Origin of the sequence: Psychrobacter sp. T6-6, from assembly GCF_052258185.1 — a bacterium.
GTDB lineage: Bacteria > Pseudomonadota > Gammaproteobacteria > Pseudomonadales > Moraxellaceae > Psychrobacter.
In genome coordinates this window covers 270,643-295,978 of sequence record NZ_JBQQEX010000002.1, presented here as the reverse complement: position 1 = coordinate 295,978, position 25,336 = coordinate 270,643, and the positions used below count along the sequence as shown (strand labels likewise).

Here is a 25,336-nt window from a genome sequence, read left to right as displayed (position 1 = left end):
GATAAGGTATCGAGGACAGTGTTGGCGCTATGTTTGATTTTTTATACGAGCTAAACTACCAGCCTGTGTCTAAAGAGTAATACTGGTTGATAAATAGATAGGAATTGCAGTCTGCTATAAGTGGTTCCATTATGATGGTCTATTTTAAGAGGTCTGTTAATAGATTTTTGGAGTGAAATGACTAGTTCCGCTGGGGTATACTTAAAAAATGGTGATAATATATGGAAATGGTTATAGATTTTAAAGATGTTGATACAGTTGATAAAATGCATAAAGAATTGAAGCAAGCTTTTGGCTTTCCAGATTTTTATGGTGCTAATATTCATGCCTTAATTGATTGCTTAGGTGACATACGCCATCCAGAATACGGCATGTCGGAGGTTACTATAGGAGAAAATGAAGTGTTAAACCTAACGATTAAAAACTTTCCTTACGAGAACGACATAATTATAAATATTTTTTTTCTTGCTATTAAATATGTTAACGCTAAGTCTATTCGAAATGAAGAAAGTCCTTCGATACATTTGATACTAGTTTAGGTCAACTGATAAGTGGCCCCTGCCGTTAATCTCGTAGGAATTAACTTGGGAGATTTTAATCATACAGCTCGATAATACTGTGCTATGAGTTTTATATTAATTAATTTCCTGTCTAGCACTAGCAGTTCGATGCCTGTATAGGGAACCGAACCAGTTTAATAAGAATTATTGAATTGGTACATTGAGATAATCACAATGTACCCTTTGACGTACATACCGTGTCTATTCAGTTTCCAACATCCCTTTGTTATAGCCACTTTAACGGACGTTATCACAAGACACTCTCCTTTTCTTAATTACTCTTTGATACCAGCCATAATGCAATCACATACTGTTTCTCAAAGCTAGATCTTTGGTTTTCTAGAGGCTTATTTGGGCAGAAATAAAATGATAGATATTATAGAAAAAATACAGTTTCTCAAAGAGACTTGGAGTCAGCCGAAGAAGGCTAGCTACGACAACGAAAGCTACTCATTTGAGCTAATTTGTATATTTAACGAAGGTTCTTTAGAGTCTGAAATTGTCAGTACTTTTAATTTAATAGGTATTGAAGAATTACCTTTCGAATATAAGCAGTTTCTATTAGCCAGTAATGGCGCTTTCTTATTTTTGGATAAAAAGTATAACCAGGCTGGATTAGATCTCTATAGTTTAAAAGATTTTGAAGCCAAAATAGGCTTTTGGTTATCGAGCTATAGGGCAAATAGTCTAATTAAAGGCGATTTAATTATTGGTGAATTTGTTGGAGATAGTGATTTTGTAGTTTTGAGATGCGATAAGAAAGCTGATGATTATGGCGCTATTATTATTTCTCATCCATTTGATGAACGTAAAGATTGGTTCTACATAGAGGATGGTTTCTCAAAATTTTTATCAGATTTTGTGAAAGCTGAAGGATACAAATATTGGGAATCAATTTAGCTTAGGTGCATTCCCTCTCAGTAAGTACACCACCGTGTACACTGTGGCCACCTAAATAATTAATACCATTACTATCATTAGCCTACAGCTTAGCGTTCAAGTCCTCACTAGGGTACCACCATTGTATAATGCCATAAAAAAACTGAGCACATGGCTCAGTTTTTTATTTTATATTGTGACTATTGATAGCTTAGTTTAATGGCACACCAATACGGTCAGCCACTTCTTCATAAGCTTCGATCACATCGCCTAATGACTGGCGGAAACGGTCTTTATCAAGTTTCTTCTTGGTGTTCTTGTCCCAGATACGGCAGCCATCTGGTGAGAACTCATCACCTAAAACAATACGGTCATGGAATACGCCAAACTCTAGTTTGAAATCAACTAGGATTAAATCACCCGCATCAAACAATGCTTTCAATACATCGTTGACTTGATAGGTTAGCTCTTTCATCTTAGCCAATTGCTCTTTGGTAGCCCAGCCAAGAGATACAGAAAGTGATTCGTTGACCATCGGGTCACCTAACGCATCATCTTTATAAAACAGCTCATACGTTGGTGGCGTCAATGCCTGTCCTTCTTCTAAGCCTAAACGGCGCACTAGGCTACCTGCGGCAAAGTTACGCACCACGCACTCAACAGGAATCATATCCAAGCGCTTGACCAAGACTTCATCATCAGACAGTTGCTTTTCGAAATGCGTTTCGATGCCAGCATCAGACAATTTTTGCATGATAAAAGCGTTAAAGCGGTTATTGACCACACCTTTGCGTGCCAATTGTTCGATACGCTTACCATCAAGCGCTGAAGTATCATCACGGAAGTGCAAAATCAGAAGATCATTGTCTTCTGTTTCATAGACAGACTTGGCTTTACCTTTATACAGCAGTTGTTGCTTTTGCATTATGGGGTTCCTGTTCGTTCAAGCTTATGTGGTAAAAACGCGCAGCGACCGCTCACTCTTATTGTGTAATATCGATGTCATTGTAATCAATAACGATAAAAGCCAGCGGTATAAATAAGGAAAATGAAATTAGTTCGAAGCGTTACTAACAGCACGCTGAGGTTTTGGCAGCTGATACTGATTGCCTGATTCGTTCTGCAGTTTGAGCGTGTTTGCGCCAACGTTAGGTGTTGGGTATAAAGGTACAAAAGGGGCTGTTTCTTGGGCAGCAGGTAGCTCGATTGGCGCAAGCTTTTTGCTTTGTTGATAATCTAAGCTACCGTTGTCACGCTTACCAAGTAGGTTCTTGGTTGCCTGACAGCCACTCAATACTAGCGTGCTACCCAAAACTAAGGTCAGCATCGCAGGAAATAATTTTTTCGTTGATGATACTGTTTTTGATGTTACTGTCATCGTATTGTCTCTCTGAGTTAGCAGTTGTTGCTCATGTGGGCAATTGACTTACCGTGATAAGGTGACTTGCTGCTAGATCGAATAACACTCATCTAATGTGCAGCAAGTCTTAAATCGCCGAATATCAATGTACTGGTTATCAATTTATCGTATGTTTGCTCGAACCAATGCTTCATCGATAGTCGCATGATGCTGCTCTGCCAACCAAACGAGCGGTAAGCGTATACCTTTATCGATAATGCCCATTTTGTGTAGTGCGTATTTTGCTGGGATAGGGCTTGATTCGATAAACAAATCACGATGTAAGTGCTTGACCACGTCGTGAATTTTGTCAGCCGCTTCAAAGTCACCGCGCAATCCTGCTGTAAATGTCTCGCTCATGGCTTTTGGTGCTACGTTTGCAGTCACTGAGATATTGCCTTTACCGCCTACTCTCAGCAAATCAAGCGCCGTGCCATCATCACCTGATAGGACAACCATTCTATCGCCAACTACTTTTATCAGTTGCTCGCCGCGACCGACAGAGCCTGTCGCATCTTTAATAGCAACGATATTATCAATATCACACAAACGCTCGACCGTATCTTGCGCAATATCAACCACTGTACGTCCTGGCACGTTATACAGCATTTGCGGTATGTTTACGGCTTTGGCGATGGCTTGGTAATGTTGATACAAGCCTTCTTGCGGCGGCTTGTTGTAATAAGGGGCAACCAATAACGCACAGTCTGCACCAGCATCTGCTGCATCTTGAGTCAGCTTGATAGCTTCCATGGTATTGTTGGCACCAGTACCCGCGATAACAGGCACGCGACCTTTGACATGCTTTACAAAGTAGCGAATAACATCACTATGCTCTTGCATAGATAAGGTTGCCGACTCGCCAGTAGTGCCGACAGCGACGAGGCAATGAGTGCCCTGCTCAATCTGCCAGTCTATGAGGTCTGCCAGACGTTTATAATCGACCGTGCCGTCAGGATGCATGGGCGTTACCAAAGCTACCATTGAGCCTTGTAGTCGGGTTTTAATCTCGTCGTATGCTGTGCTCATAACCGTGCCTTACTGTATTATCCTAGCTTTTATCAAAGCTGTCACATGATAGGTCGTTTGCAAGTGGTCAAATATTTATATGCGTCGATAAACGCTAATGACCATGTCTTGCTTGATGTTGATGCCGAATGTTTGTTTATTATAATAATACTTACATCGAAAATGACTGTGTATTTAGACCAGGTATTTAGACCAGTATTGACATCAGCTACGCTAATGATGATAAATACTTGCTCAGTCATCAAATATAATAATAAAAACGCCTGCTAGTGTAGCATATTTTTTTTTGACCGCTATCAATCAATTGATGATTGAAACACAAATTACAGACTAAAAAAGAGTCTTTTTTATTACTAAAAACCGTAACTATCAGCGCAAAAGCGCATCAATAGATAAGACTATCACTTAATAGTCAGTTTAGCGTAATGATTACCCACTGAGATAATCTTAACGAATCGTCAACACGTCAATAGTCGGGCGATATAGCCACACCTCTTATCTTGATTTCCCGAAAACTCACCTTCAGTAGTATCTACTCAATACGCAAGCCAATAATAGCAGGAATGCCTTGGCGGATGACTTCTATCGTTACCACGCCTTTTTTAGGAAGGGATGAGATAGCATTAGAGAAATCCGTTACCTTTTTGATCGGCTTTTGGTGGAAATTGGTGATGACATCACCGGCCAAAATCCCCGAACGTGCCGCAAGCCCAGTAGGGTCAACAGTCGTCACTAAGATACCCGTTTTTCTATCCTTAGCGATTTCTGCTTGCTCATCCTCAGTCAAATCACGCAAGCGCAAGCCCAGCTGTATATCATCACTCTGCTGATCGCCGCCCTGAGCTCTCACATCATCGGGTGCATAGGCAAGCTTACCGCTCACAATCATTTGCTTACCATTACGCTGAATCTGTGCGCGGAATGGATCGCTTGGCTTTGCTCGATTGAGTAAATTTAACAAGTCAGAGGCGCGCATGATTTGTACATTGTTATATTGCAAGATGATGTCACCAGGTTTTAGACCTGATTTTTGTGCTGGTGAATCTGGAGACACACGAGTTAGCAGGGCACCTTGAGGTCGATCCAGTTTGTACGCTTCGGCTAGATTACGGTCGATATCTTGCGGATAGATACCCAAATATGCACGGGCTACTTCACCATTGGTTTTTAATTGCTCATAGATATCCATCGCAGCATCAATTGGGATAGAGAACGACAGTCCCATATAGCCACCAGTACCACTGAAAATACGCGAGTTAATACCGATGACTTCGCCGCGCTGATTGAACAGCGGCCCACCCGAGTTACCCGGGTTCAACGCTACGTCTGTCTGGATAAATGGCACACTGGTCTCACGTGAGAAGCTGCGTGATTTTGCACTGACGATACCAGCAGAAGCAGAATAATCAAAGCCAAATGGTGAACCAATGGCCAGTACCGGCTCCCCTACTTTTAGGCTGTTTGAATCGCCAATCGGCAGCGCAGGAAACTGACTGCCTTCTACTTTTAACACAGCCACATCTGAGCGCTCGTCACTACCGACTAAGGTCGCATCCAGCTCTGTTCTATCATTCAGTGTGACAGTAATCTTGTCAGCGCCTTCGATGACATGATGGTTGGTCAGCATATAGCCGTTAGACGAGATAAAAAAGCCCGTACCATAAGCATTCTCAATCGCTGGCGTGGCTGCACGATCAGGGATACGCACACGGTCACCAAAGAACTGTCTTAACACTTCAGCCGTTTGGGCTTTAGCAAGCTCAGCTTCACTGATGGTTTTGGTGACGTTGACACGTGCTACCGCTGGTGTGACTTGTTGAACCAGATCAGAAAAATCAGCCGTCGTCACGGCAGCCTGGGCATTATTCATGGTTGTGACGCTGATACCAGCCACCATAGCGGTACTCACAGCAAATGCTAGTGCGCTACGCTGTAACCAAAGTCGCATATCGACAGTGGTTCGTGCTCTAAACATATTGATAGGCATATTGTCCTCCATATGAGTGGTCATTATTATTGTTATCGATCGTTATCATTGATCATTGTACGACGGTTATTTTTGATGATTACTGTTGATGGTTGTTTTCAATAGTATCTTATCCATGTTGCTTATAACTATCTTACAACCAAGCTACTATATCCATCATTATATCTGCTTACTCTCTCATTACTGCTCTATACATTATAGGACTACAGAACGTGGCAAATACGTCCGATCGTCACCCTTATATAGTGCCTAGTTGACCTCATATTATTGTCGTATTCGCAGCGTGCAAGACCACCGTCGCTACTGTATGATGAGTAAAACGCTGTGTTGTCATCGCCTCTATAGTGCAGAATAACCCAAGGTATCGCTATTTCATACTTACTTTGTACAATTTTATGGCGCTATGATGATATTGTGACCGGCGCTATCTACATGGGCATGAAATAAAACCATGCTATGATAGCAAGCAAAACATATTACTTAATAAACAAAAGTTACTTTGAAAAATATTATCGATGAGCAGTTTTATCAGGCTGACCATCATCACCCTTGTTTTCCATCTTTTGCATTTTTAGGACAATATTATTTGTCTACAGATGCTTTTGTCTTTACTACTTTATAGTATATATATCATATCTGGCTCATGTTGTGATTCATGATGGCTGTCAATGTTGTGACCCAGACACGGTAAGTACTGGTGACAACCGATTATTAGAATGAACGATGACACTATTTTATAGTAGCTATGGATAGATATAAAATATGACAAGATTATAAAAGGATTAATTTATGGATACCGCCCTATTGCTATCCGGCGTGGTTGGGATCGGCATCGCCGCCCAATGGTTGGCTTGGTATTTAAAGCAACCGTCCATTTTATTTTTATTATTGATTGGTATTATCGTCGGTCCCGTATTAGGGATATTTGACCCCGATTTGGTATTGGGTGAGCTGATGTTCCCCTTTATCTCTCTGGGCGTCGCGATTATCTTATTTGAAGGTTCGCTGACCCTAGAGTTCGATGAGATCAAGCAGCACGGTACTGTCGTACAAATGCTAGTCTCGGTGGGTGTGCTTATCACCATCGCCATCGTAGCGCTATCGACTTACTTACTATTCGATGTCGACCCATTGATAGCTCTGCTGTTCGGGGCGCTAGTCTGTGTGACTGGTCCGACGGTCATTATGCCACTCCTGCGTAGTGTACGTCCCAACAAGACGATATCTAATATCCTCAAATGGGAAGGTATCATCATTGACCCAATCGGCGCGATTGCCGTTGTATTGGTCTATGAATATATTATCTCAGGCGGCGAAGCCAGTAGTATTTTGCTATTTGCCAAAATCGTTGTATTGGCTACAGCACTTGGCATGGCAGGTGCTTGGTTACTAGCGTTCCTCATGCGTCGACATATGGTTCCTGAGTTTCTACGCAATGTGTTTACCCTCGCGTTTGTGCTGGTATTGTTTTCGATTTCTAACCACCTAGAGCATGAGTCCGGTCTCTTGACGGTCACCGTACTGGGTGTGGCATTGGCAAACTGGCCAAAGTTCCCTCGCGAGACGATTTTGGAGTTCAACGAGTCGTTGACCGTTCTGCTTATCTCTGTCCTGTTCATTATTCTGGCGGCTCGTGTCGAGTTGGCAAGCTTATTGAGCGTGGGTTTTGCAGGGCTGGTACTACTTGCTATCGTCATGTTTGTGGCACGTCCTCTATCGGTCTGGGCATCGGCTATTGGCTCAAACCTAAGAACCAACGAAAAGCTAATGATTAGCTGGATTGGACCACGTGGTATCGTTGCTGCTGCTATCTCATCACTGTTTGCGATTCGTTTGCAAGAGTATGATATTCAGGGTGTCGAGCTGCTCGTGCCACTGGTGTTTATGGTCATCATCGGTACGGTCATGATTCAAGGACTGGGTGCAAAAGTAGTCGGTAACTTGCTCGGCGTACGCGAGCCTGAAACCAACGGTATTCTGATTGTCGGCTCAAACCCCATCGCCCTATTGATTGCGACATCGCTCAAAGACCAAGGGTTTGACGTTATCGTCGCGCATAACAACTATACCAATATTGCACGCGCCCGTATGAGTGGATTGCGTACGTACTTTGGTAATCCTATCTCCGATCATGCCGATCATCATCTCGATCTTATCGGTATTGGTCGTTTGTTTGCCATGAGTATGGATAAAGAGATGAACACCCTGTCTGAGATTCATTATCGTCATGAATTCGGAGAGCGTAAGCTATACCGTCTCAAATTCAGTGATGAAAAAGTCAGAAGTGAGCGTGACGACAAGCAATCAAACTTCCACTCGCAGTGGCTGTTTGGCAAAGATGTGACGTATACCAAACTTGCTAGTATGCTGTCCAAAAAAGCCCGTATCAAAATCACTAATATCACTGATAGCTATAGCTTTGAGCAGTATAAAGCGGATAACAAACAGTTCGTACCGCTGTATACGATAGACAAAGAAGGCAAGCTGCATGTCATCACTGATAAATTCGACGGTACGGTACCTCGTGATCGTAAGCTTATCTCACTGGTCGTGGATGACGAAGTACAGCCAAAACCTGTCGACGTGACCGCTAAGCAAGAGCAAGCTCGTATGGCAGCTGACGCTAACTTTGAATCGAGTTCAAAAGCGCCTGAAAAACGTAAAGAAAGAGAGTTGAGCGGTGATAGCACTCCGAAAGTCGAGCCAGAGACTCCGATGGATACTACTGAAAGCACTGAGAAAAACACGGCTACTCAGTCATCAACGGTTCAGGATAGTAACGTGGACAAGTCATCTACTATTACACCAGTAGCGGCTGAGGATACAGATATAGAGCAAAAAACAGCTTCTACCAACTCTACTAGTAATGCTCATACAGGTGTAATGTCCGCAAACTCAACAGCGACCTCAAAGACGAAAACCTCTACTCACAGTAATGGTAACGGCAACGCGCCAAAAAACAAGAAAGGCGCGCTTGATCCCAATCGTCTTCCTGATTCTGGTCAAGACAATGCGACTAATACGAATGCCAAAGCTGATACTAGTACTAGCACCGATACTTCTGTCACTGTTGAAAAACCAGCAGAGCAAAGTGAGCTAACTGATAAAAATAGTGATAAATGACATCTGTAGCTGTTTAACCGCTACTGTCATAGTTCGTTAAATAATAAACGTTGATTCATAAAAAGCCCCAGCGATATGCTGGGGCTTTTTGTTTTTATCACATCTGACTGATTATCCACGCTACTGACAAAATAGAACCGCTCAATCACATCTGATTATTCTATAGCGAATCTTTCTGTGACGGTTTGCCATATGCGAGCACTCACCTCATCTGCGCTGCCTGATGCATCGATACGCTGTATACGTTCAGGATGCGAGCTTGCAAGTTGGCTAAAGCCATTATGTACCCAAGTAAAAAACGTCATTGCCTGCTGCTCAAAGCGATCGGCTGTACTGCGCTTATTGGCGCGCGCCATGCCTTCTGCTACTGGCAAATCAATCCACAACGTTAGCTCAGGCAATTGCGTTACGAACTGAGCGATTAGCGTCTCAATCTTGGTTAGCATGACCTTATCACCATGCGCCCGTCCGAACCCTTGATAGGCAATAGTAGAGTCCGTAAATCTATCACAGATGACCCATATGCCCTGTTGTAGTGCAGGCATGATGACTCGCTGAATATGATCACAGCGCGCCGCGAACAGCAGTAGCAGCTCTGTATCATCCTCAATCTCAGTGGCAGGGTCTAGCAACATATCACGCAGTCGCTCAGCGAACGGACTACCACCTGGCTCGCGCGTACGTAGATATTCAACGCCGCTGTTCTCTAGTCGCAAGCACAGTTGCTCAATGGCAGTGGTCTTACCTACACCTTCAGTCCCTTCAAAACTAATGAACCGTCCTATACTAGGTGTACTAGTAGTCTGTACAGCGTCGGGGTCGATGAGGTTTGATGATGCCGTGCTGGTATGTGATGGTGCGCTGGTATTCATAGATACTGACATGATATGACCTTATGTCATTGATGAGCGCTATAGTTAGATTATAGCGCTCAATAAACGATAAGTTTTATAAATTAGAGGGTATTTACTGCGGCGGTGTTTGAGATTTTTTCTCACGCATGACGCTTAGATAGTCTTTGACCGCTTGGTTGTGCTCAGCAAGACTGTTGGTAAATTTGTGTCCGCCGTTACCTGTCGCTACAAAGTAGAGCGCCTCACTATCGGCAGGATGCAGTGTTGCTTCAATAGAAGCAGCAGAAGGCAGTGCAATAGGGGTTGGTGGTAAACCGTCAATTTGATACGTGTTATACGAGGTCTTTTCATCGATGTCGCGGCGGCGAATATTACCATCATAGCGACTGCCCATCCCATAGATAATGGTCGGATCCGTTTGCATACGCATGTTTTTGTTCAGACGATTTCTGAACACCGCAGAGACCAACTCGCGTTCTTCAGGTACGCTGGTTTCTTTTTCGATGATAGAGGCCATCACTAGCGCCTCATAGGGACTCTTATAAGGTAGATCCGGTGCGCGATTTTCCCACGCCTCAGTAAGGGCTTGCTGCTGGCGTTTGTATAGGTCAGTAAGGACTTTTTTGTCGCTGGTACCTTCACCATAGTAATACGTATCAGGAGCAAACCAACCTTCAAGATTGTAATTAACAATTGGGTCGCTGCTACTCGTCACAGCATCTGGCAGTATGCTTGCCAAGTCTAGTGCTTGCGCAATACTGGCATTATCACTGTCAGCGGTCAGTACTTCTTTTTTGATATTGTCATTATCACGTAGCGTTTGGTACAAATCTTTTGACGTTTTACCTTCGATAATTTGTACCTTTACCATAGCCGCTTTTGCGCCCTGCTCTAATATTTGCAGTGCCTCCGCGATGGTTGGGTTCTCAGGCAGCTGATAAATACCGGCGTGCAATGGAGCGTCAACTTGTGACTTAATATACAGCTTGGCGACACTGGCCGAAAATAGCGGAATCTGGTTTTGCCACTGTGGCAATAAACCATAGTAGGTCTGACCTTGGTCAATAGTGACCATTTGCTGTGGCTGCTCAATACGACCGAACAGTGTCTGATAGACCATGACTAAGAAAAACGCAGCAATAAGTCCCAACACCAGCAGTACTTGATAACCACGCTGCATAAAAAACGAGGGGTTATTGACTTTGTATTGGCGCGGTTTACTGTCACCACTGATGAGCGAGACGTTAGTTGCTGGCTTGTCCTTCACCCCATCTACCACGGTTTGATCGTCCGGTAGCGTGGTATCGACACGCTCCTCGACTGTGCCATCTTGTTTATTTGATGGCGTCTCATTGGGACGTTCAGGTGGCGTACTAGGTGTAGGCTTGCTCATGGCAACTCGCGAGGCAGATGTTTGCTAGAATTTAGCACTGAACTGTGCGATTTTCAATGGTGATTAAGTTTTTTACCTTTTATATCTCTACTCTATCTAGTATCCAATTAGTCCAACTAATAACTGTAGAGCATCTCCGACTGAAAGTAGTCGTGTCTTTTCCTACTCCGTGTAAATCACAATCTTTTATTAGCAACTTAACCTCGTCTACCGAAGGACAACTACCATTATTAAGATAGCTTTTCATTACAAGGTTGAATGGTTTGTATTTCATAATCAAACTGACTAAATCAAACTGCCTTTGCTCTATCGGCTTTCCTAAAATATTTTTTCCTAAACTCGTAAGGCTATATTTTTTATCATTACTATAATTCACTAAACCAAAATACTTAGCGCTATTACCATAATAATCAGCTTGTCTTGGTACGAAACGGAATTCTTCTGCTATTTCTTCTTTAGACATTTCAGCATTTCTATAATAAAGAAGCTCACAGAGGTTTATCGTTTTATCTATATCGTTAGACTGAGGAAAAGGAACATAAGGTTCTTTTACAAATACTGCATCATTCACAATGTTCTGAAGTCGATCTAAACTCAATGAGTCCTTCACAATACTATATTTGCCCTCTCTAACCATCTCTATTGAATCTGGCTTTTTTAGATTTTTGAATACGTATTCTCTTAAGTGAAAAACACCATCAGAATAAGTTAGAAATATATTACGTACTTTCTTATTTATGTTCCTTTCTTCAAGTTTTTTAGTCCAGACCCTGTAGGGATAATAGACTTGTCTAATCAAGAAGTCATCGTGTATCAAATTTTTAACTTCAACAAGATAAATTGAAGTCTCAGACTCGAACCCACCATCTATCTCAATTTGCGACTTTGAAACATCAATTTTTAAATTAGATATTTCAAAATCGAAATCTCCAGAACCCATCCTACCGCCTATTACATGAGTTATACTTTCTTCTTCAAAGAAAGAAGTCAGTATTTCACATATATTCGCGCATAGAAGCGCTGTAGTTTCACTACTTATATTTTCGATATCTATAGATTCAATGTGATCCGGTTTTTTAGTTCCGATTGTCTTTATATTTTTGGTATTTACTATTTTTTCAAATAAATTAAACCTACCTATGACATAGCTGCCTCTAGTAATAGGTAGAATAGCTAAACCATTATCTTTGAATATTTTAGGTAGCTGATCTTGAAAGTCGAACTTAGTCATCAACCTAGCTTCATGGTAACAATTTATTTGAGATGACGTGATGTGGAAATAACCTTCATCCTTCACAGCATCAATAATTGGGTAGTCTTTGAATATCTCTTCCCATTTCAGGTTTTGTATGCTCTTACCCTTACTCATAATTTCTTACCAATATCTCTTTAACTTCACCTCTTTTACTTCCAACAGAGTTAATACTTCTATTAGCTCCTACTTCAATTACCTCAAAGTCTTTATATAACTCTTTCATAAAGGCAGTAGCAGAGTTAGACAAAAGAAAATTAACCCCCCTTTTATTTAGATTGATACAAGTATCTCTAAGCCTTACTTGTTCATCATCACCAAAACCGCCCTGAACGTATCCTGTAAAGTTTGAGCTTTTCGAAACAGGATCATACGGTGGATCAAGATAAACAAATGAGCCTTTACGCGCCCCCTTAACAGCTTCCTCAAAATCTCCATTACGCAATGCAATATCATTATTCTGTAAGTAATTACTTACCGCTTGCAGAACAGTTTCGTTGATTATATTAGGGTTTTTATAACGCCCAAAAGGTGTATTAAACTCGCCTGAGCTATTGACCCTATATAGTCCATTGAAACAAGTCTTATTTAGGTAAATAACACGAGATGCACGCTCTATCTTAGTTAAATCAACAAAATCTTCCTGCCTATCTAGAGCTCTTATCCGATAAAAGTACTCGGAGTTATTTTCATGAATAGCTAAGTGTTCAATAAGAGCATCTACATCATCTCTAATCGTTTCATAAACATTGATTAATTCAGAATTGTAATCATTGATCACTGCTTTTTTTGGTTGCATGTGCAGAAGTATTGCGCCACCACCCAAAAAAGGCTCGTAGTAAGTAGATATACGGCTAGGAAGCAATGGCTCAATCTCAGTTATAAGTTGGCGTTTTCCACCTACCCACTTCAAGAAGGGCATGACTAATTTATTTTTCTTTGCCATTCTTAACCTCTTTTTCAAATGATTTATCATTAAATAATACCGACAAGCTGATATTAAAACTATCTGCAAAAACTTTGATGTTTACTAAAGCAGGATTACGCTCACCACGTTCAACCATACCTATATACGTGCGATGAAAACCGGTTTTTTCGGCTAACTGCTCTTGGCTCAAGTCATTTTTTTTACGCAACTGGCGTATTCTTTCACCGAAATCACATAGAACTTTTTCTTTCATATAGGGCACGCATATTGGTTTTTTTGTTTGACTCATGCTATATTTTGTATACAATAAGTCTACATACAATAAGTATCAATGAGGAAAGTAAGTTATGATAAGTATCGAAAATATGACTATCAATATTAGCTCCAGCTCAACAGTACTTAGTGAACTATTAGATACTGTAGACTCTGCAGTAGTGAGAGATGAATTAGTAAATATGCTTCGCATCATTAGTGAAGATAAGAGGTTTATTGATCAAACTGTTGTTATTCCAGACGATTGTGGGCAGTATGGTTTTGTACAAGGAGAGTTCAATTTGCCTGAGCTTCTTTATTTCTTAGCTGATATGCTGGAATAGACATGGAAAGTCACTCGTTTTTCAGTAGTACTAATTTAGATTTTAACTTACTGAAAGGTGACTGCTTAACTGTTATCCCTCAGTTAGATAATAACGTAGATATGGTCTTTGCCGATCCACCTTATTTTTTGTCCAATGATGGTCTGACAGTGAAAAACGGTAAAGTCCAGTCAGTCAATAAAGGTCAGTGGGACAAGCTTGTCAGTGACAATGATGCTTACGTATTTGCCTACGAATGGCTGTCTGCTGTACGAGAAAAAATGGTAAATAATGCAACTTTATGGGTCAGTGGTACACACCATAATATTTTTACCTTAGGACGTATTTTACCGCAGCTTGGTTTTAAGATACTTAATGTTATAACTTGGGAAAAAACCAATCCACCACCCAACTTTTCTTGTCGGTTTTTTACTCATTCTACAGAATTCATTATTTGGGCAAGAAAACACCCTAAAGTACCGCACTACTTCGATTACGATTTGATGAAACGACTTAATAACGATAAGCAAATGAAAGATGTGTGGCGCTTGCCAGCAACTGCTAAATGGGAAAAATCTTGTGGTAAGCACCCTACGCAAAAACCTTTGGCTTTACTAGCTCAAATTATTTTAGCCTCTACTAAGAAAAATGCAGTGGTTCTCGACCCTTTTTCTGGCTCTGCGACGACAGGTATTGCAAGTAATGTCTTAGGAAGGCAATTTATCGGTATTGAACAGGAAGCTGAATACCTACAACTTAGCCAAGCGCGTTACGAAGACCTACAACAAGAAGGAAGAAAAGAGTTTTTCAAACAGCATTTCTATCGTTTATTAAATAAAGAGAGTAACAACTAAACGGATTAAAAATCCACAACATCACCTGACAATAACGTCAGACTACTCATTGGCATGATACCGCGCAGTGCATTGCAAAAGAAGAGCTGCGTTAATTTAGGCAAATCTTCATCTTGTAGCGACCTGATTCTGACTGGATATTGCGTCGTGGATAGCGCATCTATAATTACCTGACGCATGACGCCAGCGACACCCGATTGAGCCATAGAAGGGGTGTACCACTGACCGGTGGTTAGGTAATCTTCATCATTTTTATGAATACTAGAGGTAGTTTTGGATTCTGATAGTGGCGCTTCTGCCAATTGATAGAATACATTACTCATCGTACCCTCAACCCACTGCCCACTCATATCGCGTAGCAGACCTTCACCAAGTATTGAAGCAATCTCAGACGCCAATGGCTCAGATTTTATCTGCTGTAGCTCACCACTGGCCAGGACATTGTCTAAACGATTAAGACTCTTGAGACCTACCAGCGGTGGCGGTAAGCAAGCAATTTGCGAAGACAAACATATTGCCGAGGCATGAGGTTGGATGGGTACCAAACTCCCATCAGGCAAGGACAGTTGCAGCGCCGTAGAAACTCTCATTACCGTAGCCTTTAGCCATATCTCACAGTCGTTACCATTTGCATTAGGTGTATAACCATAACCGCGCACATCCTGCGCAGCGCGGGTGACTACGAGTTTTAGCATACCCTGCTCTAATTGCTGGGCATACAGTTGCAGTACTGCTAATAACTCTTCGCTGTTTATATTTAACTGCAAGGCGTCAGCATGAGAGACGAGCCGCTGATAATGATAGTCTGACCACAGTATCAACCCATCGATGACGCCCATGGTAGTAAAAAATCCATCGCCATATGCCAGTCCGCGATTATCTAGAGACACCGTCACCGTTTGGCTAGTCGACCGATTATCTTCGGTCACACTATTGTCTTTGGTCAAACTGCTGTCTTGTGGATACAGGCATACCCAGCCATTCGGTACTGACGTCTTATCTATCATAGTTTAGCTATCGTCTGTCTGAGCATCAGATTTATTGATGACCAGCATACAGCTATAAAACTCGCATTTTGCCAGTTCTACTTTTTGTCCGCCAACGACTCTGTTTTTGACGATTTGACCATTGAGCATTTCACCGACCAGTTTGCCACCTTCATCACTCATCAGTTGTCGCGATAGCTGGTAGGCTTTTTTGGCATGGTTTTGACTCAGCTCTTTTTCGTTGTCAGAGTCGGTAGGGTTGGCATAATACCAGCCAAGCTCTAGATACTTTTCAGAATCGATAATATCCAGATAAGGCGCATCTGTCTTCATAAAGCGGTATTTGGTCGCAGGGTTACTGGCATAGTCTAGGCTATTTTCATCCGTGCTCATCACCTCTCCGAACGCCGACTGGATACCATTGAGCTCATTGACACTGATCGGCTCTACCGTATCAGCGCCCCATGCCGAGACGTCATATTTTACTGGTGTGCCTTGCTGGACAGCTGCCGTATCCGTGTCAGAATTATCAGTCGTACTGGCTGGCGCGTCAGTGACTGTCTGCTCGCTACTCTCAGCGTTTGTCTCTGGATTTTGAGTATCGTCTTTGGTGCTATCACAGCCACTTAATGACACACTAACCGCCATTATCGTACCAACTAGCAGGGTCTGAAGGTTATGATTCCACATGGGTTGTTTACTCACACTTTTAAATTAGTCTCAAAATGACATTACCGAGCTGGCACAGATGCCGCCGATAACGAAGAATTTTTAATAAATAATGTATTTAATAAAAGTTATAACCTTACAATCATTAGAGCATATTAATTAACATATAATCCATAGTTTACCCAACTGCTCATTGCTTGACTACCTTTTACGTTACGCATAGTAGTCTTGGAGAGTACATATTTGTTAAAGCATTAATCCTTTAATATTACTGGCTAATGACTTATTTTTGGTTGACCCTTCGGTTTGTCAATCATCATTTTATCGCTTATGATGATTGGTCGTGACTGACGGCTTGTTTGATAATGCCTCGCCCCTTTTAGCTAACGGACTATTTATGACTCAACATTTCATCGTCATTGGCAACCCCATTGCCCATAGTAAATCTCCAGTAATTCATGAGCAGTTTGCGCGACAGGTAAAGGCAGATATCAGCTACCAACGTCAGTATTGCCCTGCTGACGATGCCAGTTTTATCGCTGTCGTTGAGGCGTTTTTTTGTGGTGGCGGCGTGGGTGCCAATGTGACTGTTCCTTTTAAACAAACGGCTTATGATCTTTGCACAGCGCGCGGTGGTCTATCGGATCACGCCAAGACGGCAGGCGCAGTCAACACCCTACTGATAAACAAAGCATTAGTCGCAAAAGGCGCCTCGATAACAGAGGCTATATATGGCGATAATACAGATGGGCAAGGACTCGTCAATCACATCGTAAGCTTGGGCTGGCCACTGGCGGATGCTCGTGTTGCGCTCATTGGGGCAGGCGGTGCTGCACGCGGTGTCATATTGCCACTGATTGAAGCAGGTATTGGCACCCTTACTATCGCCAATCGTACCGTGAGTAAAGCAACTGATTTAGTAAAAGAGCTAAGTGCCGCCAGTCCCGTCATTGCAGTAAAGCAAATTGAGAGCTGTGCTACCAGTGAGTTGAGCGGTGCCTTTGATATTATTATCAATGCCACCTCTATTGGCTTGTCAGGTGACACCTTACCTCTGGATAATAATCTAAACTGCCAGTACGCTTATGACATGATGTACGGGCGCGCGCTACCATTTTTGCAGCATTTTGCAGCGCGAGAGGCCCAAGTATCAGAAGGCTACGGCATGCTCATCGGACAAGCGGCGCTGAGTTTTGAGCGCTGGACGGGTCATACTATCGACGTCGCCAAAGCCACAGAATCATTGAGCCAAAAATCATGATGAATACCGCCCATAATTAATGACTACTGACTAAACGAGCGATATCAAAAAGACTGCTGCTTTTTATGGACCAAAACGCAGCAGCAACCAGTTCTCAAAACGCCGTAGTGGTACGCGTAATCGCGCCGAATGTATCGCCAAACCGCCGCTCAATCCAATCGCACAGCCAAGTGCTGTATCAATCATACGTGCGTTGATAACCACGCTCGCCACTGGCGGCACAAGCATCGTACTACCATATTCTGCAATAAATATCGTCAACGGTGTGATAAAAATCACCGCCAGTCCGTAATGCCGATCGACAAACGACTCAATCAAAAACATCATAGATAGTATCGCTACGGCAACACCCCACATCGATAGTCCCCAAGACAGCATCCAGTTTGCAACCGCCATACCAACCAACGTGCCTAGCAAGCGATGCAACTGCTTAATCCACATGGTCCGTAGTTGCATGCCTTGGATAATAATAAAGCAACTCATCGCCGCCCAGTATGGATAAGGCATATCTAACAGTACCGCTATCACCAATGCCAAACTGACAAAACTTACGACAATGAGACTGTCACTGATCGTATCTGGCTCATACTGATAGCTAGGTGCAGGGGCGATAGGACGTGCGGCGAGTAGAAACAATGTATAGAGCAGCGCTAACAGCATCGAAGACCCGCTGCCCAACAGCACAAGTCCTATGGCTGATAGGGTTTGGTCTATCGGCACAGGAATAAACAGCGCAATGGCACCTGCCATTAACACAAACAGTCCTGCTGGTGGTGGCTGCCGATAATAGCGACCTAGCATCACAACACCAAGAGCAATGAACATAAATACAGGAAGCCTGAGCACAGGCAGCTGCTGCGCCATGAGTCCCAGTGCAAAACTAAGTATCATGGCAAACCCCCAAGCCATTACCGTCACCAATCGATAAGGTAATGTACCAGCCAATGGCAAGTTCAGAATAATCATCGACCCTAATGACGCTTTGATACCGGAGGACAAGTCACCAAAATAAGCCCCCACAAATACCGGAAAGCTAATGGCAATCGCCATAACAATAGGCATGTGCCACGGTCTTTGGCTACGATTGATGGTGAGTAGATGTCCAAGCTCTCCATCAATAAGCAGTTTTATGCGAGTGAATAGCGCGGACAACCCTGACCCTTGTTTTTGTTGTTTTGACTCACTCATAAAAGGCTTTCCTCATTTATTGAATCTACTTATCTTCGACCTTTTGCCCATAGAGATAGTCCATTACAGACGGCTTTAAATATATATATCGATCATACGTAATAACTAAATGTAATTAATAAAACATCAAAACATGAATAATAGTTATTAGTTGTATATTTGTTGCCCTATAAGATTTATAATCATATCAACGCCATAACAGCTGACGCTTAACAAGGACGTCTTACTTACCCTCACAACGGACTTGCTGTTTATTATCAGTCCATATGACGACCTATAGTGTCTATCTCACTTAAAATAAGCAAATATCGCTGACATGCATTTTGACTCGAATACTGCGTCGTAAGTCTATGATAGCGAACCAACCAAAGAGAGCGATTATGTTAACTTACAAAGCACCTTTACGTGATATCAAATTTTTGATTAATGATGTATTTGATTATCAGACTCATTACAAAAGCTTAGACAACGGCGAAAACGCTGACCCTGAAACTATCGATATGATTCTACAAGGCATGGCTGACTTTGCTGAAAACGTCATTGCGCCTCTCTACCAATCAGGTGGTGAAGAAGGCTGTCATTTCGAAGATGGTGTAGTGACTACGCCAAAAGGTTTCAAAGAGGCTTATGACCAGTTTGTAGAAGGTGGCTGGCAAGGTATCTCATACCCTGAAGAGTTTGGTGGTATGAATTTGCCAACCTCGATCAACCTTATCAAAGCTGAGATGATCGGTACTGCTAACTGGTCTTGGTCGATGTATCCTGGTCTATCAACGGGTTGTATCAATACGTTGCTTCAGTACGGTACAGATGAGCAAAAAGCGCTTTATTTGCCAAAACTGGTCGAAGGCTCATGGGCAGGTACCATGTGTTTGACTGAGCCACAGTGTGGTACCGATTTGGGTCAGGTAAAATCAAAAGCCATCCCGCAAGAAGACGGTACATACAAAGTCAGCGGCACCAAAATCTTTATCTCAAGCGGTGAGCATGACTTAACAGATAACATCGTCCATATCGTTCTAGCACGTCTACCAAATGCACCAGAAGGCACGCGCGGCATCTCATTATTCATCGTACCTAAGTTCATGCCGAACGCTGAAGGTGAAGCTGGCGAGCGCAATGCCGTAGTTTGTGGTTCAATTGAGCACAAAATGGGCATCAGCGCATCATCAACTTGTGTATTGAACTTTGATGGTGCGACAGGCTATCTGATTGGCGAGCCGCACAAAGGCCTAAAAGCCATGTTCACTTTCATGAACACGGCTCGTATCGGTACGGGTATCCAGGGTCTAGCGCATACTGAGCTGTCTTTCCAAAACGCGCTTCCTTATGCCAAAGAACGCCGCTCAATGCGTACGTTATCAGGTACTAAAGATCCTGAAAAAGTAGCTGATGCAATCATCCATCATGCTGATGTACGCCGTATGCTACTGACACAAAAAGCCTTCGCCGAAGGCGGCCGCTCAATGATTTATCATTCAGCTCGCTACGCTGATAAAATGGCACAGGGTATCGTCAATGGCGATGATGAAGAATTCGAAAAATGGGATGACAAGCTAGGCTTCTACACGCCAATCCTAAAAGGCTTCTTAACTGAGCTAGGTATCGAAGCTGCTAAGCATGGTCAGCAAGTCTATGGTGGTCACGGCTATATCAAAGAATGGGGCATGGAGATGATCGCTCGTGATGCTCGTATTGCGACAATGTACGAAGGTACTACTGGCGTACAGGCACTTGATCTACTAGGTCGTAAGGTTATCTTACAGTCTAAAGGTAAGATTATCCGTGACTACACGTCTAGCATCATGAAATGGTGTGGCGAGTACGCACTTGATAAAGAAATGCGTAAATTTGTTTGGGCACTGACCAAACTATGTGCTGAGTGGAACACGCTAACAGTACGCTTGATGTTGATGGCACGTAAAGATCGTGAAATCATCTCAGCCGCGTCAGAAGACTTCTTGATGTACTCAGGCTATGTGATGATGGGTTATCACTGGGCTCGTATGGCAGCCGTCGCTTATGATAAGCTTGAAAATGGTGGCACAGAAGCACCAGAATTCTACAAGGCTAAAATTCAAACCGCTGAATTCTACTTTGATAAGCTGTTGCCTCGTACGTCAGGCCATGCTGAAGCGATGGTCGCACCTAGCGAAAGCATGACCGCAATGGATATCGAACACTTTTCGTTCCTAGATTAAGATTGTACTAATAAGCTATAAAAAAGCGCCTATCATTTGGGCGCTTTTTTGTGCTTAATTAAAAATACGCTAGTACATCGTATTCAATACAATAGACTTGAAAAGTATAACCGCTGTTAGCTGCCTAGCATCTTCTTGTGATACACCGCACTAATCTCTTCGACTTCCACACATATCTGCAGGGCTGCACGTCCTGACTGCTCGTGCCCTATCTTGTCCTCAATGGCTGCAACCAATAGCTCAGCCAACTGGTCACGAGTGGCCATATGACGTCCGCTCATCAACTTTAGGTGCGCATAAATAAATCCATTGGCCTGCTCATCATCTTCAATACCTACCAAAAATGTTTCCATGGGTATGATACGTGCCTTGATATCAGCAGGTTGTTTGAACTGTCCACTGTCCCACAGCGCTTTGTTTAGCGATTTGAGCAATGACTCTTCGTGAGCGATACGAACGTTTGGCGTGACTTGAAGGGTTAAATGCGGCATGAGTACATCCTTAGATATAGAGAAATTAATAAATAAATTGGCTCATCAGTTTACGCGTTCTGCCTGACTACCGTAAAATATTTATTGATATTATTCATCAGTAATCGCACTAAAACAGGCATCAAGTGTCTGAGCCAATTGTACGGGTGGCAGCTCAATCTCTAAACCGCGACGACCACCGCTGACATAGATGGTTAACTGATCTTGAGCCGTGCTATCTATCACTGTCTTCAGGCGCTTTTTTTGTCCTAAAGGACTGACGCCGCCCAGTACATAGCCCGTGCTGCGCTCGACTTGTTTTGGGTCAGCCATCTGTACTTTTTTGCAGGACAGCAATTTATTGGCAGATAACGCCTTGGCCATTTTTTTAAAATTAAGCGTTTTGTCTACTGGCAGTATCGCGACAGCAAGCACATCGCTATCCGTTGATACAACCAATGTCTTAAACACTTGTGTCGCATCCACGCCAAGCTTTTCTGCAGCTTCTAGTCCAAACGATGGGGCATGGCTGTCGTGAGTATATTCGTGTACTTGATAATCAAGACCACGTTTTTTGGCAAGGTCGATAGCTGGCGTCATAGGATTTAGGCTTAGTATAGTGAAGTTAAAAAGTAGAAGACACATATGTTTATCATATCTGTCACCACTGTATTATTACGCCAAACACCGTCATATTTCAAATATTTGGATTTTTTATATCATCTATCACTTACTATAGCGTGACCAGACCGTATTAATATTCGCAGTATATGCAGACACGATATATCGCTTTAATGGCTTTTATGGCATCATAAGCGCAACATATTTGACTATTTTTGATACTGATTATGATACCGAAGTTCCTAAAAAAACGGATTTTTAAAGCGCCAGTCGCGACTGATCGTACATCTGAAACTGACACTTCTGAAACTGACGCCGGTCCAGTCGCCACTAAGCCATACTCGAATGCACCGATCAATCAGTTGTATCGCAAGCTATCGGGTCAGCTACTCGATGTCGCGGTCAAACCCAAGCTACTTGGAGAATTGCCTGAGTTTGATAACGACGATCAGATACTCAGGTTTTATGTGCTACAGGACTATTCTCGCTCCAATAGTATTTTAATTGACTTGCAGACACAAGAGCACAACTTGCCGCCTGCATTGGTTGGGGTAAATGATACGGCCCACGGCATTAAAGAAAACGCTGCTATCATATTTTTGAACCACCCACATGCCAAAGATAATCCCTTATCCCCTCGTCTTTCGCGCTTAGTGTCTGCGGTCTTGCAACATCCAGAACTAAAGGTCCGCCTAGTGCCGGTGTCTATTTTATGGGGACGCGCACCTGAAAAAGAAGACTCGCTGTTTAAGCTGCTAACTGCTGATAATTGGCAGGATCCTAGTATCACTAGGCAGTTATTTAATATCGGTGTGATGGGCCGCGATACCTTTGTACAGTTTCATCCACCGCAAGACTTACGCACCATTATCAACGACAGCCTCAAAGGTGATGTAGAAGGACCTGCTGTTTTTGATTCGGTTTCTACAGACTTGGCTATGGCAGAACTAACACCAACTAACACCAAAAGTGCTGAAGACACCTCTACAAACGATGATGCAAAAACTGATGCCGAGGTAGCACCTAGCTATACTCTGGTTGCAGCCGCGGACGGCAATCGCGAGCTCGTACGTATGCTACAGCAGCAGTTGACGATCTATCTAGATAAGCAACGCGCTAGCATGCTGGGACCGGACTTGTCAGACAAACGTAACCTAGTGGACAAGCTGGTGTACTCGCCTGCCATCAAACATGCCATCGAGATGGAAGCAGCAGAGACAGGCACTAGCGTTCGAGACGCTCGTAGCCAAGCCCGCGGCTATGCCAATGAGATGGTCAATGACTACTCTCATTCTATTATCCGCGGATTCTATAAGTTTTTGACATGGCTATGGACGCAGTTGTATGACGGCGTGGAAGTTCATCACTTCGAGCGAGTGCGCGATCTAGCGACCGATTATGAGCTGATTTATGTGCCTTGCCATCGCAGCCATGTCGATTACCTATTGCTGTCTTATGTCATTTACAAACGCGGTCTAAGTATTCCGTATGTGGCGGCAGGTGATAACTTAGATGTACCTGTATTGGGACCATTATTACGCGGTGCCGTCGCTTTTTATATTCGTCGTAGTTTCCGCGGGAACGCCCTGTATACTGCGGTACTACGTGAATACATGCACACACTCATTACGCGTAATACCCCGATTGAGTACTTTATAGAAGGTGGTCGCTCACGCTCAGGTCGCCTACTACCTCCAAAGATGGGTATGCTTGCGATGACAGTGCATAGCCAATTGCGCAAAACCAATAAACCTGTAGTCTTTATTCCAACTTATATTGGTTACGAGCGTATCATGGAAGGCGGTACTTATGTTGGTGAGCTAAAAGGTAAACCAAAAGAGTCAGAGTCTTTGATTGGATTACTCAAAGTTGGTCGTAAGATTGAGCGCATCTTTGGCAATGTACATTTAAGCTTTGGTACACCACTGCATCTTAGCGACTTTATGACCAAGTTTGATGTTCCTGCTGACAGCTTGCCATCCGATCGTACTGACTCACCGCTCGATGAAAAAACCAGCGCTATGGTTGATAACATCGGTGTCAAAGTCATGCAGCATATCAATAAAGCAGCAGTGGTGACGCCTGTCTCGCTATTATCATTGGTTTTGCTGTCCGCACCGAAAGCTGCATTGGATGAAAATAGCTGCCGTGAGCAGATCGCTTTATACCAAGGCCTCGCTCAGCAACTGGTCTACGCAGAGGATACGGTGATCACCGATATGACACCGCAGCAAATCATCGATTATGGTATCAAGCTGAAATTGATCGAACGTACACCGCATATCTTAGGTGATATTATTCAGGTTGCAGGCAAGCAAGCTGCCCTGCTCAGTTACTTCCGCAACAATATTTTGCATGTGTTTATTCTATTGTCGTTCTTGTCCGCGCTAGTCGCTCGCAACGGCCGTATCAAACGCAGTCGCCTAGATAGTATCGCTGAGCAGCTATACCCATTCTTGCAAGGTGAGCTATTCTTATATTATCCCGCACATGGCTTGGCTGAGACCCTCAACAAAAAAGTCGACAGCTTACTCTCTCATGGGCTGATTGTTGAGCTGGGTGATGACACGCTTAGCGTTCCTGAGTCTAATAGCAAGCATTATCAGCAGCTGCAAGTACTGGCGACACCCGTTGGACAGAGTCTTGAGCGTTATTTCATGACGCTTGCCCTACTCGCTCAGCAGGGTTCTGGTAATTTGACTGAGAACGAAGTCGTTGACCTATGTCATCTGCTTGGACAGCGACTATCTGTACTATACGCCGATGATATTCCAGACTTCTTTGATCGCGCCTTATTCACCAGCTTTATCAGTGCATTGACTCGCTTAGACTATCTACAAAAGGATGACGAGACAGGCATACTGACCTTTGATCATCGTATCAATGACATCGCCAGTCACGCTAAGTACGTCCTAACGCCTGATATGATGCAAATCTTACAGCAAGTGGCGAGTCTAGACGAAGAAGAGATTACCCATGCGATTACTGAGATTAGTAATAAAAAGCAGCGTAAATTCGGGCGTAAACGTTAGTGTTGATTTAATAACTCATACTGACTAAATAGCTATAAAAAAAGACCGCTAATTATTAGCGGTCTTTTTTATTGT

At 43.0% G+C, this 25,336-nt stretch carries 22 protein-coding genes; 8 read left to right on the top strand and 14 right to left on the bottom strand.

Annotation, left to right across the window (positions count from 1 at the left end; translation table 11 throughout):
• Positions 1–221: 221 nt before the first annotated feature.
• Both ACTXGL_RS04445 and ACTXGL_RS04440 read left to right on the top strand, forming a co-directional pair.
• On the top strand, positions 222–539 hold the full coding sequence (locus tag ACTXGL_RS04445) for a barstar family protein (RefSeq protein ID WP_443525162.1): 318 nt from the start codon (positions 222–224) through the stop codon (positions 537–539).
• A 387-nt stretch (positions 540–926) separates the two neighbouring features.
• A complete protein-coding gene (locus ACTXGL_RS04440; protein WP_443525160.1) occupies positions 927–1,460 on the top strand; it encodes an SMI1/KNR4 family protein in 534 nt (177 codons plus the stop codon).
• A 190-nt stretch (positions 1,461–1,650) separates the two neighbouring features.
• On the opposite strand, the gene purC is transcribed toward ACTXGL_RS04440, so the two are convergent.
• The 4 genes from purC to ACTXGL_RS04420 form a co-directional block, all read right to left on the bottom strand.
• On the bottom strand, positions 1,651–2,364 hold the full coding sequence (gene purC / locus ACTXGL_RS04435; protein ID WP_443525159.1) for a phosphoribosylaminoimidazolesuccinocarboxamide synthase: 714 nt from the start codon (positions 2,362–2,364) through the stop codon (positions 1,651–1,653).
• 129 nt (positions 2,365–2,493) lie between these two features.
• Entirely contained in the window at positions 2,494–2,817 is a 324-nt protein-coding gene (locus ACTXGL_RS04430) for a hypothetical protein (RefSeq protein ID WP_443525157.1), read from the bottom strand.
• Between the two features lie 144 nt (positions 2,818–2,961).
• Positions 2,962–3,867 carry a 4-hydroxy-tetrahydrodipicolinate synthase gene (dapA, locus tag ACTXGL_RS04425; RefSeq protein WP_443525155.1) on the bottom strand — a complete coding sequence of 302 codons (906 nt, stop codon included), beginning with the start codon at positions 3,865–3,867 and terminating at the stop codon, positions 2,962–2,964.
• A 532-nt stretch (positions 3,868–4,399) separates the two neighbouring features.
• Entirely contained in the window at positions 4,400–5,764 is a 1,365-nt protein-coding gene (locus tag ACTXGL_RS04420) for a Do family serine endopeptidase (protein ID WP_443525541.1), read from the bottom strand.
• 879 nt (positions 5,765–6,643) lie between these two features.
• Between ACTXGL_RS04420 and ACTXGL_RS04415 the strand changes: the two genes are divergently transcribed.
• Complete coding sequence (locus tag ACTXGL_RS04415) at positions 6,644–8,977, top strand: cation:proton antiporter (RefSeq protein WP_443525153.1); 2,334 nt, start codon at positions 6,644–6,646, stop codon at positions 8,975–8,977.
• Between the two features lie 155 nt (positions 8,978–9,132).
• Here ACTXGL_RS04415 and tmk read toward each other — a convergent pair whose 3' ends face one another.
• The 5 genes from tmk to ACTXGL_RS04390 all read right to left on the bottom strand — a co-directional run bounded on the left by tmk (position 9,133) and on the right by ACTXGL_RS04390 (position 13,657).
• Positions 9,133–9,861, bottom strand: a complete 729-nt coding sequence (gene tmk, locus ACTXGL_RS04410) for a dTMP kinase (RefSeq protein ID WP_443525151.1) — start codon at positions 9,859–9,861, stop codon at positions 9,133–9,135.
• Between the two features lie 82 nt (positions 9,862–9,943).
• The gene (mltG, locus tag ACTXGL_RS04405; protein WP_443525149.1) at positions 9,944–11,224 is read right to left on the bottom strand and encodes an endolytic transglycosylase MltG; all 1,281 of its coding nucleotides are present in this window, start codon (positions 11,222–11,224) and stop codon (positions 9,944–9,946) included.
• Positions 11,225–11,303: 79 nt separating this feature from the next.
• Positions 11,304–12,593, bottom strand: a complete 1,290-nt coding sequence (locus ACTXGL_RS04400) for a type II restriction enzyme (protein WP_443525148.1) — start codon at positions 12,591–12,593, stop codon at positions 11,304–11,306.
• Positions 12,586–13,422 (bottom strand): DNA adenine methylase, encoded by an 837-nt coding sequence (locus ACTXGL_RS04395; protein ID WP_443525147.1) that lies wholly within the window; start codon positions 13,420–13,422, stop codon positions 12,586–12,588. The genes ACTXGL_RS04400 and ACTXGL_RS04395 overlap by 8 nt, the downstream gene beginning before the upstream one ends.
• Positions 13,406–13,657, bottom strand: coding sequence for a helix-turn-helix domain-containing protein (locus ACTXGL_RS04390; protein WP_443525145.1), 252 nt, complete (start codon positions 13,655–13,657; stop codon positions 13,406–13,408). Before ACTXGL_RS04390 ends, ACTXGL_RS04395 begins: the two co-directional genes overlap by 17 nt.
• Positions 13,658–13,751: 94 nt before the next feature.
• Here ACTXGL_RS04390 and ACTXGL_RS04385 point away from each other — a divergent pair, with 94 nt between their 5' ends.
• Both ACTXGL_RS04385 and ACTXGL_RS04380 read left to right on the top strand, forming a co-directional pair.
• On the top strand, positions 13,752–14,000 hold the full coding sequence (locus ACTXGL_RS04385; RefSeq protein ID WP_443525143.1) for a hypothetical protein: 249 nt from the start codon (positions 13,752–13,754) through the stop codon (positions 13,998–14,000).
• A gap of 2 nt (positions 14,001–14,002) precedes the next feature.
• Positions 14,003–14,833, top strand: coding sequence for a DNA-methyltransferase (locus tag ACTXGL_RS04380; protein WP_443525142.1), 831 nt, complete (start codon positions 14,003–14,005; stop codon positions 14,831–14,833).
• A gap of 5 nt (positions 14,834–14,838) precedes the next feature.
• On the opposite strand, the gene ACTXGL_RS04375 is transcribed toward ACTXGL_RS04380, so the two are convergent.
• Entirely contained in the window at positions 14,839–15,840 is a 1,002-nt protein-coding gene (locus ACTXGL_RS04375) for an aminotransferase class IV (protein ID WP_443525141.1), read from the bottom strand.
• 3 nt (positions 15,841–15,843) lie between these two features.
• Positions 15,844–16,509 carry a hypothetical protein gene (locus ACTXGL_RS04370; RefSeq protein WP_443525139.1) on the bottom strand — a complete coding sequence of 222 codons (666 nt, stop codon included), beginning with the start codon at positions 16,507–16,509 and terminating at the stop codon, positions 15,844–15,846.
• A gap of 376 nt (positions 16,510–16,885) precedes the next feature.
• Between ACTXGL_RS04370 and aroE the strand changes: the two genes are divergently transcribed.
• Positions 16,886–17,749: a shikimate dehydrogenase gene (gene aroE / locus ACTXGL_RS04365; RefSeq protein ID WP_443525138.1), complete on the top strand. Its 864-nt coding sequence runs from the start codon at positions 16,886–16,888 to the stop codon at positions 17,747–17,749.
• Between the two features lie 63 nt (positions 17,750–17,812).
• Here the strand turns inward: aroE and ACTXGL_RS04360 are convergent, their stop codons facing one another.
• The gene (locus tag ACTXGL_RS04360) at positions 17,813–18,937 is read right to left on the bottom strand and encodes an FUSC family protein (RefSeq protein WP_443525136.1); all 1,125 of its coding nucleotides are present in this window, start codon (positions 18,935–18,937) and stop codon (positions 17,813–17,815) included.
• Positions 18,938–19,317: 380 nt separating this feature from the next.
• On the opposite strand from ACTXGL_RS04360, the gene ACTXGL_RS04355 reads away from it, so the two are divergent.
• Complete coding sequence (locus ACTXGL_RS04355; RefSeq protein WP_443525134.1) at positions 19,318–21,138, top strand: acyl-CoA dehydrogenase C-terminal domain-containing protein; 1,821 nt, start codon at positions 19,318–19,320, stop codon at positions 21,136–21,138.
• Positions 21,139–21,254: 116 nt separating this feature from the next.
• On the opposite strand, the gene ACTXGL_RS04350 is transcribed toward ACTXGL_RS04355, so the two are convergent.
• The gene (locus tag ACTXGL_RS04350; protein WP_443525133.1) at positions 21,255–21,629 is read right to left on the bottom strand and encodes a 5-carboxymethyl-2-hydroxymuconate Delta-isomerase; all 375 of its coding nucleotides are present in this window, start codon (positions 21,627–21,629) and stop codon (positions 21,255–21,257) included.
• 90 nt (positions 21,630–21,719) lie between these two features.
• Entirely contained in the window at positions 21,720–22,208 is a 489-nt protein-coding gene (gene ybaK, locus ACTXGL_RS04345) for a Cys-tRNA(Pro) deacylase (protein ID WP_443525131.1), read from the bottom strand.
• A gap of 248 nt (positions 22,209–22,456) precedes the next feature.
• On the opposite strand from ybaK, the gene plsB reads away from it, so the two are divergent.
• Positions 22,457–25,261, top strand: coding sequence for a glycerol-3-phosphate 1-O-acyltransferase PlsB (gene plsB / locus ACTXGL_RS04340; RefSeq protein ID WP_443525129.1), 2,805 nt, complete (start codon positions 22,457–22,459; stop codon positions 25,259–25,261).
• Positions 25,262–25,336 lie beyond the last annotated feature (75 nt).

Excerpts from the sequence above, each read along its gene's own strand:
- ACTXGL_RS04445 (WP_443525162.1), top strand. The coding sequence starts at position 222 with ATGGAAATGGTTATAGATTTTAAAGATGTTGATACAGTTGATAAAATG.
- ACTXGL_RS04440 (WP_443525160.1), top strand. The coding sequence starts at position 927 with ATGATAGATATTATAGAAAAAATACAGTTTCTCAAAGAGACTTGGAGT.
- purC (WP_443525159.1), bottom strand. The coding sequence starts at position 2,364 with ATGCAAAAGCAACAACTGCTGTATAAAGGTAAAGCCAAGTCTGTCTAT.
- ACTXGL_RS04430 (WP_443525157.1), bottom strand. The coding sequence starts at position 2,817 with ATGACAGTAACATCAAAAACAGTATCATCAACGAAAAAATTATTTCCT.
- dapA (WP_443525155.1), bottom strand. The coding sequence starts at position 3,867 with ATGAGCACAGCATACGACGAGATTAAAACCCGACTACAAGGCTCAATG.
- ACTXGL_RS04420 (WP_443525541.1), bottom strand. The coding sequence starts at position 5,764 with ATGGTGGCTGGTATCAGCGTCACAACCATGAATAATGCCCAGGCTGCC.
- ACTXGL_RS04415 (WP_443525153.1), top strand. The coding sequence starts at position 6,644 with ATGGATACCGCCCTATTGCTATCCGGCGTGGTTGGGATCGGCATCGCC.
- tmk (WP_443525151.1), bottom strand. The coding sequence starts at position 9,861 with ATGTCAGTATCTATGAATACCAGCGCACCATCACATACCAGCACGGCA.
- mltG (WP_443525149.1), bottom strand. The coding sequence starts at position 11,224 with ATGAGCAAGCCTACACCTAGTACGCCACCTGAACGTCCCAATGAGACG.
- ACTXGL_RS04400 (WP_443525148.1), bottom strand. The coding sequence starts at position 12,593 with ATGAGTAAGGGTAAGAGCATACAAAACCTGAAATGGGAAGAGATATTC.
- ACTXGL_RS04395 (WP_443525147.1), bottom strand. The coding sequence starts at position 13,422 with ATGGCAAAGAAAAATAAATTAGTCATGCCCTTCTTGAAGTGGGTAGGT.
- ACTXGL_RS04390 (WP_443525145.1), bottom strand. The coding sequence starts at position 13,657 with ATGAAAGAAAAAGTTCTATGTGATTTCGGTGAAAGAATACGCCAGTTG.
- ACTXGL_RS04385 (WP_443525143.1), top strand. The coding sequence starts at position 13,752 with ATGATAAGTATCGAAAATATGACTATCAATATTAGCTCCAGCTCAACA.
- ACTXGL_RS04380 (WP_443525142.1), top strand. The coding sequence starts at position 14,003 with ATGGAAAGTCACTCGTTTTTCAGTAGTACTAATTTAGATTTTAACTTA.
- ACTXGL_RS04375 (WP_443525141.1), bottom strand. The coding sequence starts at position 15,840 with ATGATAGATAAGACGTCAGTACCGAATGGCTGGGTATGCCTGTATCCA.
- ACTXGL_RS04370 (WP_443525139.1), bottom strand. The coding sequence starts at position 16,509 with ATGTGGAATCATAACCTTCAGACCCTGCTAGTTGGTACGATAATGGCG.
- aroE (WP_443525138.1), top strand. The coding sequence starts at position 16,886 with ATGACTCAACATTTCATCGTCATTGGCAACCCCATTGCCCATAGTAAA.
- ACTXGL_RS04360 (WP_443525136.1), bottom strand. The coding sequence starts at position 18,937 with ATGAGTGAGTCAAAACAACAAAAACAAGGGTCAGGGTTGTCCGCGCTA.
- ACTXGL_RS04355 (WP_443525134.1), top strand. The coding sequence starts at position 19,318 with ATGTTAACTTACAAAGCACCTTTACGTGATATCAAATTTTTGATTAAT.
- ACTXGL_RS04350 (WP_443525133.1), bottom strand. The coding sequence starts at position 21,629 with ATGCCGCATTTAACCCTTCAAGTCACGCCAAACGTTCGTATCGCTCAC.
- ybaK (WP_443525131.1), bottom strand. The coding sequence starts at position 22,208 with ATGACGCCAGCTATCGACCTTGCCAAAAAACGTGGTCTTGATTATCAA.
- plsB (WP_443525129.1), top strand. The coding sequence starts at position 22,457 with ATGATACCGAAGTTCCTAAAAAAACGGATTTTTAAAGCGCCAGTCGCG.